The following is a 12912-nucleotide window of genomic DNA, read 5'->3' as shown; positions in this document are numbered from 1 at the left end:
GCCACGACGCCTTCCCTTAAGGTATCGGGCATCACGCATCGGGCGTCACGCATCCGACGCCCGGCATCGTCCCTTACGCCTCGCGCGCCAGACGCAGCAGGTTCTCCACGCGTCCTCCTGGCCGGTCTTCACGCACCGCCAGCCCCAGCACCGCGCGCGGCCAGTCCAGGGCAAAGGGGCGATACACCACGCCGTCCGGGCGCAGGTGGCGCAACGATGCCGGCACCACAGCCACGCCCATGCCCGCCGCCACCAAATTCACCGCCGATGACAGCTGCGGCGCGCGTTGGCCAATCAACGGATTCAAGCCATGCTGGCGGCACGCCGCCATGATGTCCGCGCTAAGCCCATAGCCCGATTTGCGGGAATACAGGATGAAGCGTTCCTGCGCCAGATCCTTCGGCGCCAGCCGCTTGCGGCGTGCCAGCGCATGCCCCAATGGCAAGGCCACCACCAGCGGTTCTTCGGTCAGCTGCGTGAACGCAAGCCCACCATCAAGCGCAAACGGCGGCCGCACGAACGCGGCATCGATCGCGCCTTCGCGCAGCTGCGCCACCAGCGTTTCGCTATCGCCTTGCGATAGCGTCATGTCCACGTCGGGATAGCGCTGGCGATACTGGCGTATTACTTCCGTCACCACGCCGTTGAACGACGCCGACTCGGTAAACCCCAAGGCCAATTCCCCGACCTCGCCCCGCGCGGCGCGTTGGGCCGTCTGCACCGCCGCGTCGGTGCGCCGCAGAATGTCTTGCGCGCAGGTAAGAAAGGCGCGACCCGCGTCGTTCAACACCACGCCGCGCCCCGTGCGGTCAAACAGCGGCGTGCCGACCTCGTGTTCCAGCTGGCGGATCTGCTGGCTTAACGGCGGCTGCGCCATGCCCAGTATTTCAGCGGCGCGGGTGAAGTGCTGCGCCTCGGCCGTCACCACGAAATAACGCAGATGGCGCAATTCCATATCGATACCTTTTATGTACTGATTATCAACATTCCATATATTGGACATTCTAATGGCGCAGGCCGATCATGCGGACATTGCCCCACCGATCAAGGATTTCCATGACGCGCTCCGCGACCCCCTGCCTGACACCCGGCGCCCTGCTGCGCCAGCAACTGGCCGACGACATTGTGGTCGCGCCCGGCGCCTACGACGGCCTCTCGGCGCGGCTGGTCGCCGCAGCGGGCTTTGGCGCCGTGTATGCCAGCGGGGGCGCCATCGCCCGCGCGGCGGGATATCCGGACATCGGCCTGCTGAGCTTTACAGAAGTGATGGACCGCGTGGAAAAGATCGTCGACGCTAGCGGGCTGCCGGTGGTGGCGGACGCGGACACCGGCTTTGGCGGGTCCGCGAATGTGGAGCGCACCGTGCGCATCATGGAGCGCGCGGGCGTGGCCGCGTTTCATATCGAAGACCAGTCGTTTCCCAAGCGTTGCGGGCACCTGGACGACAAAAGCCTGGTGGACGCCGACGAGATGTGCCGCAAGGTGCACATTGCCCGGCAGACCTTGAGCGACGCCGACACGCTGGTGATTGCGCGCACGGACGCCATCGCGGTGGAAGGGTTTGATGCCGCGATCGCGCGCGCCGAGCGCTACCTGAAAGCCGGGGCTGACATGATCTTCGTGGAAGCGCCCGAAACGCTGGCGCAGATCCGCGCCATTGCCGACCGCCTGCCCGGCCTGAAGCTCATCAACATGTTCTACGGTGGCAAGACGCCGCTGGTGCCGTTGCCCGATCTGGCGGCGATGGGTTATCGCCTGGCCATCATTCCGTCGGACTTGCAACGCGCGGCCATCCACGCCATGCAGGCCACGCTGGCGGCCATCAAGCAAACGGGCGACAGCAGCGCGCTGGCCGATCGCCTGACCAGCTTCAAGGAACGCGAGGCCATCGTGCAGACCGCGCGTTATCTGGCGTTGGACGCGCAGTAAGCGTCCAACGCCCGCGCCGCCGACCGCCTGCGGGCCAAGGCGTGGGGCTCCAGCCCTAACGGTCTAACGGTCTAACGGTCCGGTCTAACGGTCTGACGGTCTAACGGTCGCAGCGCGCCGGCATCGTGTTCGGCCACAAGCGTTGCCCCGCGCTGCCGTACAGCGTGCGCACGCCGCACACCATCTGCACGCGGGCCAGCGCGCGGCCGGCCGGGTCGATGATTTCCGACGCGTCGGTCGTGGACACCACCGCGCGCTGGTTCAGGAACGGCGTCACCGCGCTGTAGTCGGGCGCGATCACGAATTCGCCGTGGCGGTCGACAAAGCCGAAGTTCATATCGGCCAGGGCCGGGGCCAGGCCGTCCCGCAGCGTGCCCAACGCGTTGAATGCCGGGCCGGTAAGCGCGCCCTTGGCGTCCAGCGCACGCATCGCCCGCGTGGACAGCAGCGACACCGCCTGGCCTTCCGAAAACGCGGACGTTGCGCCTTCGGCCGTCAACCGCGTCTTGCCGCCGGGTTCGACATAGTCGGTGCGCAACCGGCCATTGACCTCGTAGTGCCGCAGCAAAAGCGGCGAGCCTTGCGGCCAATCCCATTCGCCGGCGGGCAGTGTCGCCACCGTCTTGCCCGCTGTATCGATCAGCCGGGTGCCGCTGTCATCGGCGGCCAGCGCGCGCGCGGGCGCGCCCTGGAAGATCGACGTGACGCCGGCGCGAGGCGCGATCTGCCATTGGCCTTGATCGTTCAGATAGCCATAGCGGGGCGCGCGGCGAATTTCCAGCCAGTCGCCAAGCCGGGTGTACAGCGCGTCTTCCAGGTCCAGCGCATGGGTGCCATCGGCTGAAAAAACCCAGCGGCGCTGATCGCTGTCGGCCGTCACGCTGCCGTCTTGCGCACGGCCGATTTGCAGCCGGCTGATAAAGGGCGTCAGCGCGCGGCCCTGGTCGTTGAACAGCGCAACGGGACGGGCGTAGTCCTCGTCCTGGCCGCCGGCCTGCATCACCTTCCACAGCTTGTCGTTGACGCGCTCGACGCCATGATGACGCGCGGGCACGATCCACTTGCCTTGCAGGTCGATCACGCCCACGCGGCCCGCGCCCAGCGACGCGCCGGCCTGTCCGTGCTGGAACACGCCGATCTCCTGGAACGCCGGCGCGGCCAATTCCTTGCCCGCCACAAAGTCGTACAGGCCCCACGGAGCATCGGCGCTGGCGGTCTTCACATAGCGCATGACGCCCGGCGCCACCACCTGTGAATCGAACACGCCGGCGGGCAGGTCGTACTGCTTGCCCGCGCGATCGATCATCTTGTTCACGCCCTTGGCGTACACCAGCGCGTAGCCGTTGTTGAAGGCGCCGATGTGTTGCTGGGGCGGCAGGTCCATCACGCGCCCCTGCGCGTCCAGCAGACGGATGCCGTCCGCGGTGGTCGCGGCGTAGCGCAGTTGATCTGCCTTGAGGCCCTCGTCCAAGAGCGGCGCATCGCCGCCCCGCTCGTCGTCTGCGTCCAGCGGTGTCAGGCTCGTCCACGCGGCATCGGTGACGAGGCTGCCGTCGGCCAGCAGCAAGCCGGCGCCTGCCGGGCCGCACTGGCAATGCGACTGGCCCAGCATGCCCAACGGCGCGCCCGGCACGTTGACGGACAGTGCCTTCAATTCCATGTTCTGCGTGGCTTCTACGGCTTCGGGCTTGAGTAACGCGTGTCCGTCGGCGTCCACGATATTGAGCAGCGCGCGTTCCTGGCTCTTGATCCACAGGCGGCCCTGGCGGACTTCCATGTCGCCGGCATCCGCCAGCCATGCGGGCGCCGATTCGCCGTGCAGCCACGCGCCCTTGGGCGTCAGCAGGCCCACACCCGTCTCGCCTCTGAACAGCACGAAGCCTTCTTCATTGATGCTGGGCGACAGGCCCGCGCCCAGCGTCAGCGGCTTGTCCTGGCCTGGCACCAGCGCCATGAGCGTCTCGCCCGAGGGGTACACGATCGTGTCGTGAAAGCGCTGCGAGGCATGCGCTTGCTCCGAGGTCAGGGTGGCGACCAGCTGGCCGGCGGCGTCCAGCAGCGCATAGCCCTTGCGACCGGCCAGCTGCGCGCTCCAGAATTTGCGCCCCACGGGGCCCATCGATTCGTAGTGCTGGTCCGCGCCGATCACCTTGCCGTCCGTACCCAGCAGCACCACGCCGTCGGGGCCATCGGCCACGGCCAGCCTGCCGTCGCGGTCGGTGGAAATGTCGTGGTACACGGGCTCGACCACCCAGTTCCAATCGCGGTCCACCAGGCCCTGGCGATACTCGCCGTCGGTGGCGATGTACAGGTCCGGGCCATAGGCTTGCTTGACCGCCACGCCGGGCGCGGCGAAGCGGCGTTCGCCGGTGGGCGAGCGGTATTCCGGCTTGAAGGCCACGGCCGCGCGCGCGGGCAGGCCGTCAGCCAGCTCCAGGCTGTCGATGCCCGCGTCCAGCGGATCGCCGACCGGTTCGCCTTGGCGGTTGATGAACAGGTGCCGGCCGTCCAGCGTGGCCACGGCCAGGCCGATTTGGGCAAAGTCGCCCACGCTGTCGTAGCGCGGCGCCACGGCCATGCGGCCTTGCGGGTTGATGAAGCCCCATTTGCCCTGCCACTTTACGGCGGCCAGGCCGTGGCGGAAGTCGCGCACGGATTCAAAAATCGGGCGGATCGCCAGCCGGCCGTTCTGGTCCAGAAAGCCCCAGGCATGGCGGCGCAGGGACTCGTCCGACGGCACGCGGCGCATGGGTTCCAGCGCCGACGGCAGCAGCACGGCGGCGCGTCCGTCCGCCATATTGCGGATGCAGCCGTTGGTGTAGGGCGTGTGATTGGAAATGTCATCGACGGCGGCGTCGTTGCGCGCGCGGGCTTCGTCGACGCAGAACACATGGCCCGTCTGCGCCTGCGCGGACAGGGATGCGCCCAGCGCGGCCAGCGCGAAGGCGATACGGGTGGTGCGGATCACGCGTGACGTCATGGTCATTCTGCTTTGGCGGAGTCTAGGGCGGGGGGATCGATGCGCTTGGCATCGGAGCAGGTCAGGGCTTCGCGCGGCCAGCTCTGGTTTTCTTCCGCGTCAAAAATCACGATCTGGTCGCACAACACCCCAAAGGTGGTGGTGGTCTTGCCGCGCGGGTCGATGAATTCGACCAGGTGGTCGTGAAACACCATCGCGCGTTCGTCCTGGAAGTCTTGCGCCCAGTTGTAGGCGGGCGGGATGGCGTAGCGGCCGCTCAGGTCGATGAACCCATACAGCTTGCCGGTGCGGTCCAGGCGTTGCGCCCGTGCCAGGCCGTGTTTCAACGGGCCCAGCACGCTGAAGTGCGCGCCCACGACGCGCTTGCCCGCCGCGTCCAGGAAGCCGTACTTGCCGTAGTTCTCGCTGTACGGCACCACGCCTTCGCTGGCGTGGCGGTATTCGACCGGATAGCGGCCGGACAGGCGCGCCACTTCGCGGCCTTGCAGGTCCGTCAACACCGTGGTGGACGAGCTGTCGTCGGTGAACAGCACGCGCCGCATGGACGCCAGCGGGAAGCCGTCGCCGCGCTTTTCCAGCACGGTCTTGCCCTGCTGGTCGATGACGCGATAGCCGGACCCCTGGTTGACGCGCGCCAGGCCCTCGGGCTGCACGAAGAAGGGGTTGAATTCGCCATACAGCGCGGGCACTTGCAGGTTGCCGCGCGCGTCGATGGCGCCTTCGCGTTCGTCCTGGCGCACGATCAGCCATTCACCGTGCTGCTCTTTGCTTTCGGGACGGCCGTCGGAAATCTTGGTGGCACGGCCTTGCGCGTCAAACAGCACGGCGCTGCCGTCGGCCAGTTGACCGATGTAGCGGCCTTCGGCCAGCTTGTCGGGCTTGCCGTAGATGATGTCGCTGTGCTTGCCGGTGCGCAGGTTGACCATGCGGTACGGGCTGTCGCCGTAGCGGCCGGCCAGGCCCTTGCCTTCGGGTTCGCTCACCAGCATGACGCCGTTGCCCAGATATTCCATGCCGTAGGCACTGTCGTGCTTGGCCGGTACGACCCACTGGCCCTGGCGGTTGACGACGCCCCATCGGTCCTTGTCCTGCACGCGGACCCAGTCGTCGTCGAATTCCTCGATGCGTTCGTAGTCGGGCTTCAGGGCGGGCGCGTTCAAGCGCACGTTCCACAGGCCCCAGCGGCGCTCGCGGTTATCGTCGGCGGCGCGGTAGACCAGCAGATCGCCGTCCAGGTCGGAGGCTGCCGCGCCCACCTCGTCCGGCACGCGCGTGGGTTTGCCCCGCGCATCGATCAGGATGGCGTCGCGGCGCAGCATGTCGGGCGTGCGTGCCCAGGTGTAGGGGCCGTTGAACGGCCGCAATTCGCTGTATTCCGGGGGCACCGCCCATTTGCCCTGGCCGTCGATGGCGCCCACCTTGTCGCCCTTGGCGCGCACCACCAGCGGCATCGTCACGTTATAGGTGTCGATGTTTTCCCATTGCGGGTTCGACACGATCTTGCCGGTGGCGGTCAGGATGGCCAGCGGCCGGTCGCCGTTGAGGGCGCGCAGCAGCGCCAGCGGCATGGTCGCGTTGCCTGGCGTGCGCGGGGCGGTCTTGCGAGGTGAAAACTCGCTGACGTCATAGCCGCGCAGGCGCTGGGCAGTGTCTGAATCCAGCAAAGGTTTGCCGTCGGCCGCGTAGACCTGCACCAGCGACCCGTCGGCGCTGGCGACCGTAGCCGAGTACGAGGCGGCGTCGTCCGAGCTGATGGTGTCGGCCACTTCGGCCCCGGCCGCGGCTTGATCCGCGCCAACGGTTTCCGCGACGTCGGTGACGACGGTGGCGGTGTCGGCTGCGGTGGTGTCGACCGCCGCGGTATCGACCGCTGCGGCAGGAGCCGCCACCGCGTCCGCGCCGGGCTTGGACGCGTCGGAGGCTCCTGCCGCAGCGGCGGCCGCATTGTCCGCCGCATCCACCGCTACTGCGTCGGCCGCGATATCGACGTTACCGTCCGAGGCTTCCACGGCAACGGGCGCGGCTTCCTTTGCGGCGTCGCTTGCTGCTGCGTCGCCCGCTGCGGCGTCGCCGGCGCCATCCGCGCGCGGCGCGCCATCGGCCGGCATGCCATAGACCCACGCGCGGCCTTGCACGATGTCGACGCGGCCGTCGCGTATCGCCAGCTTCTGCATCGTTCCGGCCGGGCTGATCAACAGCGTGGTCGATGCGTCGGACAGATAGCGCCAGCCATCGCGCTGCTGCACACCCATGTACGACGTGGTGAACGCATGCGTCGGCTTGAGGCGGCCGTCCAGCAACGTCGACTTGCCGTCTTCGGTGGCCACCAGCCACACGCCGGGCGCGAGCCATTGCACGCGTTCGTAGGCGGCGGACGAAATGGCTTCACCGCGCGGGTCCACGAACGTCCACTTTTCATCGCGGCGTACGGCTACGACGTCGCCGTCGCGCATGGGTGCTTCGCGCGAACGCAGCACCTGCGGCGTCACGGCCCAGCGGCCCTGCGCGTCCAGCAGGCCCCACCATCCGGAATAGCGCGACCCTCGTACCTGCGCGGGCAGGTAACCGGCCGACGGCGCGGCCAGCATCATCACGCCTTCGGGCAGCTCGGCCGCCGCGCCCGTCGTGGTGTTGATCAGGCGCGGCGGCGTGGGCATTTCTATCGATGCCAGCTTCTGGCCGGGCATGAAACCCCATGTGCGCGTGCCCAGTGGAAAGGTCTTGACGACCTTGCCCTGACGGTCGATCAGGACGTCCCGCTCGTCTTCTTCAACCAGCGCGGTGCCTTCGGCATTGAACCCCGTGGCGTTGGTATAGCGCGGCTTGATAACCCACTGGCCCTTGGGGTCGATATAGCCCCACAGTTCGCCTTGGCTGGCGGCAGCCACGCCGTTCTGGAACGGCATGACGTACCGATAGGCAGGCGCGATGGCCATGCGTCCTTGCTTGTCGATATAGCCCCAGGCGCCGGCCTCATCGCTGCGCGATCCCGTCAGCACGGCCGCCAGCCCTTCGCTGAAAGGCTGATGGCAGACCGGGTCCGAGCCCTGTCCGTAGTAAGAGGTGGTGCACTGGTCCAGCCAGGACTCCGCGCGCGCGGTCACGGGCAGTGCCGGCAGGGCCAAGGCCAGGGCCAGGGACAGCGGCTTGATCGCGGCGCGCATCATGCGAAGGCGCGGACAAGCGCCGCGAAAAAGGGGAAGCCAAGCCGGACGTGCCACATGGTCGGGGTGCCTTGCCAAAATATGCGAAGGCAGCACTGTAACCAGCAGTAGCAGGCAATGAAGGGGTAAATGTAACGATAGAAAACGAAGCGTTAACGGGTGGCAATCCCATGGCCATTCGGTGGCAAGTCGGTGCCGTGTCGGCGGCGGTTCGCCTTGGCCTTGATTTCCCGGTTGTAGGGTTGTGCGCTAGACCTGCGCTAGACCGGCCGGTGCTGTGTGCCCGCGCCCATGGTGATGTGCAACATGCGACAGGGTTCCATCACCTTAACGGTGTGCCAGGCGCCCTTCGGTATGACATAGGCATCGTCGGCCAGCATCTTTACCACTTGCACGCCGGTGGGCCATTCCAGATGCAGCTCGGCCGCGCCCGCCATCAGGCGGACGATCTCGTCGGCTTCGGGGTGCATCTCCCATTGCGGCCAGTCCTTGGTGAAGGTGTATTCCGACACCAGCCAGCCACGGCCGAAACGGTCCAGCTCGTCAGGCGACTGCGACCAGAACGCGTCGCCGCCGTTCACGGTTGTCGCGGTGCCGGCGGCATCCAGCAAGACGTAATGCGATGACAAATTGGTAGTCATGTGGGGCGTCCTTGGTAGCGGGGCGGGGCAGGAAGACAAGGTAGTGCAAAACAGCGTTGATCGGCCATGGTACCGAGCTGGGCCAGATCTGGCTCGATCAGGCCAAATCTGACCCGCTGCAACGCGTTGATCTATAAGCCTTTATTTTCTGGCGAGCCAGTTCTGGCCCGTATCGCCCCGGAAAAGCCGAGAAACCACGGGCAACAAGGGGGAAGCGGCGCGTCGTACTTATCGTAAATCCATCCCAAGTCTTTGATTCCATTGCGAATAGTTTTTTAATTCACGCCTTGGCATGGATGTTGCATTAGCCCTACGTAGCGCCTCCTTCGGGAGGCATCCGGCCACCATGGCCACCCACTACGACGACTTAGGAATCGACATGCCTACTCCCGCCTATATCAGCATTTCCGGCAAAACCCAGGGCAACATCACCGAAGGCGCCTTCACCGCGGATTCGGTCGGCAACGTGTACGTCGAAGGCCACGAAGACCAGATCCTGGTCCAGGAAATCGAACACCGCGTCAACACCCCGACCGACCCGCAAAGCGGCCAGCCTTCGGGCCAGCGCGTGCACAAGCCGTTCATCTTCACCAGCGCGCTGAACAAGGCCACGCCCTTGCTGTATCACGCGCTGGCCTCGGGCGAAATGCTGCCCGAAGTTGAAGTGAAGTGGTATCGCACGTCCATCGACGGCAAGCAGGAACACTTCTTCACGACGGCGCTGGAAGACGCCACCATCGTGGACATCACGAGTGTGCTGCCGCACGCGCAAGACCCCAGCAAATCGGACTTCACGCAGTTGATCAAGGTAGCCATGGCGTACCGCAAGATCACGTGGACGCACGAAATTGCCGGCACCGAAGCGTCGGACGACTGGCGCAAACCGCTGGAAAGCTAAGCAGGTCGCCGCGATGGCGCACCGGAGCACCGGCGCACCGGCGCATCGGCGCACCGGCGCATCGGCGCACCGGTGCGTCATCGCGGCTTGGTTTCACTGAAGGCGCGCTGCGCCTTTTTTTCGTCATCGCGTAGCGTTTATCATGTGGCCCAACAGCAACCATCACGGGAAAGGCGATGAGCCAGGGGTTCGAAGGCGTCCGGCCCGCGTCGGAATCGTCCATCGAGATCGGCTTCTACTACGACGGCCGGCATTGCGTGGAACGCATCCGCGTCAAGCCCACGGCCGCCAACCTGAAACGCGCCGCCGACCGGCGCGCCACGATCATCGAAGCCATCGCGCGCGGCGATTTCGATTACGCCGCTGAATTTCCTAAACGCGGCACGCCGCCCAAGCCAACACAGGGTTCCGCATGACAAGCAACACGCAGTTGGAAGTCAACGACCTGACGCCGCAAGCGTTCACGCCTTATGGCTGGATGCTGGGCAAGCCGATTCCGGACGGCAACGGGGTGCCGCTGTTCTCGAACGCCGCCACGGACTTCTGGCAGGAACATGTCTTCAACACGGGCGCGGGCGGCGACGCCGAAGTGCTGTGGGTAAATTACCGAAGCCGCGCGACCGACATCGCCAGCCTGGAAAAGCACCTGCTGACGCAACAGGCCATCGTGCCGCTGACCGGCACGATCATCCAGGTGGTGGCCAGCAGCAATGCCGACGGCAGCCCCGACCTGACGACGCTGGCCGCCTTTCTTGTGCCGCAAGGGCAGGGCATCTGCATGCGGCCGGGCTGCTGGCATGCAACCCGCGTGGTCGATGCCGAGGTGACCTGCCTGATGCTGACGCGCCGGTCCACTACGCTGGACCTGATCCAGCACCTGAGCACCGATGCCCGCGCGACCGAAAGCGCCATCGTGGCAATTGCCACGCATCAGCTTGAAGACGTGGCGGAACGCGAGCAGGCCGTGGATGCCTGAGCGCTGAAGGTCGGCCGGCGCGACCTGACGCGGCCCGACCTGCGCGGCCCGACGCTGATTCAATCCGCCTCGCCGCACGCTACGCCCAGCCGCTTGAACAGCGGCCATTTGTTGCGATAGCCGTCCGACCAGATCATCGACGCGTAAGCCGCGAAGGGCGCGTGCACGGTCTGTACCAAGACCTGTGTGGCAGCGGCATCGTCCTTCGGGCAAAAGGCCTGGCCCACGGTTGGGTACAAATCGCCCTCCCATATCGCGTGGCCGCAATGCTCGCAAAAATTGGTCCATTGACCCTGGCCGTCCGGGTCCGCGCGTAGCGCCGGGGCCGCCTGGCGCAAGTGCGCCGCCACGTCCGCCGCCAATATTCCCACTTGCGAGATCAGCGCCGGGCCGGGTACGCATTGCCAGGTTGGCGGGCTGAACAGCCAATCGTGAAACGCGCCCGGGTCCAGGCCCCGGCTGTCGCCATCGTCGTCCAACTCCGTCTCGGCCTCTGTACTTTCGTGCCCCGGCGGCAACGCCAGCGCGTAAACCGGGGTGGCGTGCCGGCAGTGGCGGCAGGCGTGCGTTGCCCGCAGAACGAAGTACGACGATGCGCGCACGTTGGCGTCAATGGGCAAGAGGGCGTCGGGGTGTGTCGGGGTGGTGGGCATGCAAGGGATGGTTGTTGCGGTGTGGGTGGGGGCTGACCGCGCTGTGGCCGCGGTTGGCCGAGCCTTCTTGATTGACGGGAAATATGCCAGAATCCCCCGGGAATTGCAGTCCTTGCCCGCGACGCTGCCGCCAACAGGGCGTTGCCAACATCAGAATGTGTTGGAGCAAATGTATGCGTGATCGCCAGAGTAGCACCGGCCTGACGTCTCCGGCCCGGCACCCCGTTTTGGGCGGACTTGCCATCTTGATGCTGGCCGCTGGCGTAGCCGGGTGCAGCTTCACGTCTCCGGACGAGGCAACGGGTTCGCAGTCCGTCGGCATTCACGGCGTCACCGCGCAGCAGGCGCGCAGCATCGCCAGCGAAGCGTATCTGTACGGCACACCCATGGTCGCCAGCTACCAGACCCTGTACGCCTTCAACCTGGACAAGACCAACCCCCAGTACAAGGGGCCGCCCAACACCATCATCAACATCGCGCGCGTCTTCACGCCCGAAGACACCGCGTTCGTCACGCCGAATTCCGATACGCCGTATTCCTTCGCGATGCTGGACCTGCGCGCCGAACCCGTGGTCATCAGCGTGCCGCCCATGGAGAAGCGGCGGTACTTCGTCCTGCAATTGATGGACCTGTACACGTATAACTTCGCCTATATCGGCAGCCGCGAGACCGGCAACGGCGGCGGTCACTTCCTGGTGGCGGGGCCGCGCTGGCAGGGCAAGACGCCCAAGGGCATCACGCGGGTCATCAAGTCAGAAACGGAACTGGTCAACCTGGTGGGGCGCACGCAGCTGTTCAACCCGGCCGACCTGGACAACGTCAAGCGCATCCAGGCGCGCTACAAGGTGCAGCCGCTGTCCGCGTACACGCGCACCGCGCCGCCGCCCGCGCCGGCCCCGATCGACTGGATTGCTCCCGTGCCGCCACACGAGATGCGCACCTCGCTTGAGTTCTATCACCAGCTGGCCTTCCTGCTTCAGTTTGCCCCCACGCATCCCACCGAAAAATGGTTGCGCGAACGCCTGGCAAGCATCGGTATCAAGCCGGGTCAGCCGTACCCGGTCGACAAGCTGGACCCGCGCCTGCGCCGCGCCCTGCAAGAGGGCATGCACACCGCGCAGAACGACATCGACAAGAACCGCGCGGCGCTGGCCGGCAAGACCGATACGCTGTTTGGCGATCGCGCCAAGCTCAAGAACGATTACCTGTCGCGCGCCACCGGCACGCAGATCGGCATCGGCGCCAATAGCCGCGAAGAAGCGCTGTACCCCGTGCTTGAAAAAGACAGCCGTGGGCAAGAGCTGGACGGCAGGTACGCCTACACCATGCGCTTCGCGCCGCGCAGCCTGCCGCCCGTTAACGCATTCTGGTCCATGACCCTGTATCGCCTGCCCGAGCAATTGCTGGCGCCCAATCCGCTGGGCCGCTACCTGATCAATTCCTCCATGCTGCCGTCGCTGAAAAAAGACGCGGATGGCGGGGTCACCATTCACATCCAGGCGCAGTCCCCAGGCAAGGGCCGCGAATCAAACTGGCTGCCGGCGCCGGACGGCCCGTTCATGGTGACGATGCGCTATTACTGGCCCAAGCCGGCGCTGTTGGACGGCAAGTGGGTCACACCGGAAATCGAACGCGTGGCGCGCTAGCGGCATGAAGCGCAACTTCAACATC

General features: G+C 66.1%; 10 protein-coding genes. 5 read left to right on the top strand and 5 right to left on the bottom strand.

Annotation, left to right across the window (positions count from 1 at the left end):
• Positions 1-73: 73 nt before the first annotated feature.
• Complete coding sequence (locus AC0Z35_RS04770) at positions 74-955, bottom strand: LysR family transcriptional regulator (protein ID WP_046803325.1); 882 nt, start codon at positions 953-955, stop codon at positions 74-76.
• A gap of 101 nt (positions 956-1056) precedes the next feature.
• Here AC0Z35_RS04770 and AC0Z35_RS04765 point away from each other — a divergent pair, with 101 nt between their 5' ends.
• A complete protein-coding gene (locus tag AC0Z35_RS04765; RefSeq protein WP_485131214.1) occupies positions 1057-1929 on the top strand; it encodes an isocitrate lyase/PEP mutase family protein in 873 nt (290 codons plus the stop codon).
• Between the two features lie 100 nt (positions 1930-2029).
• Here AC0Z35_RS04765 and AC0Z35_RS04760 read toward each other — a convergent pair whose 3' ends face one another.
• The 3 genes from AC0Z35_RS04760 to AC0Z35_RS04750 form a co-directional block, all read right to left on the bottom strand.
• Positions 2030-4909, bottom strand: a complete 2880-nt coding sequence (locus AC0Z35_RS04760) for a WG repeat-containing protein (RefSeq protein WP_485131215.1) — start codon at positions 4907-4909, stop codon at positions 2030-2032.
• A 2-nt stretch (positions 4910-4911) separates the two neighbouring features.
• A complete protein-coding gene (locus AC0Z35_RS04755; protein ID WP_485131216.1) occupies positions 4912-8076 on the bottom strand; it encodes a WG repeat-containing protein in 3165 nt (1054 codons plus the stop codon).
• A 257-nt stretch (positions 8077-8333) separates the two neighbouring features.
• Positions 8334-8714, bottom strand: coding sequence for a cupin domain-containing protein (locus tag AC0Z35_RS04750; RefSeq protein ID WP_120157092.1), 381 nt, complete (start codon positions 8712-8714; stop codon positions 8334-8336).
• A gap of 379 nt (positions 8715-9093) precedes the next feature.
• On the opposite strand from AC0Z35_RS04750, the gene AC0Z35_RS04745 reads away from it, so the two are divergent.
• The 3 genes from AC0Z35_RS04745 (at position 9094) to AC0Z35_RS04735 (ending at position 10588) form a co-directional block, all read left to right on the top strand.
• Positions 9094-9612, top strand: coding sequence for an Hcp family type VI secretion system effector (locus AC0Z35_RS04745; protein WP_046803329.1), 519 nt, complete (start codon positions 9094-9096; stop codon positions 9610-9612).
• 176 nt (positions 9613-9788) lie between these two features.
• Positions 9789-10028, top strand: coding sequence for an Arm DNA-binding domain-containing protein (locus tag AC0Z35_RS04740; protein WP_485131217.1), 240 nt, complete (start codon positions 9789-9791; stop codon positions 10026-10028).
• The gene (locus AC0Z35_RS04735) at positions 10025-10588 is read left to right on the top strand and encodes an ureidoglycolate lyase (RefSeq protein WP_046803331.1); all 564 of its coding nucleotides are present in this window, start codon (positions 10025-10027) and stop codon (positions 10586-10588) included. The genes AC0Z35_RS04740 and AC0Z35_RS04735 overlap by 4 nt, the downstream gene beginning before the upstream one ends.
• A gap of 59 nt (positions 10589-10647) precedes the next feature.
• Here the strand turns inward: AC0Z35_RS04735 and AC0Z35_RS04730 are convergent, their stop codons facing one another.
• Positions 10648-11241 (bottom strand): hypothetical protein, encoded by a 594-nt coding sequence (locus tag AC0Z35_RS04730; RefSeq protein ID WP_485131218.1) that lies wholly within the window; start codon positions 11239-11241, stop codon positions 10648-10650.
• A 173-nt stretch (positions 11242-11414) separates the two neighbouring features.
• Here AC0Z35_RS04730 and AC0Z35_RS04725 point away from each other — a divergent pair, with 173 nt between their 5' ends.
• A complete protein-coding gene (locus AC0Z35_RS04725; protein ID WP_485131219.1) occupies positions 11415-12887 on the top strand; it encodes a DUF1254 domain-containing protein in 1473 nt (490 codons plus the stop codon).
• Positions 12888-12912: the final 25 nt, after the last annotated feature.

This window comes from Achromobacter sp. 1L-A-4-B-C2 (genome assembly GCF_057291955.1).
Note: the sequence above shows the minus strand (reverse complement) of the source record. Positions and strands in the feature narration are given on the sequence as shown.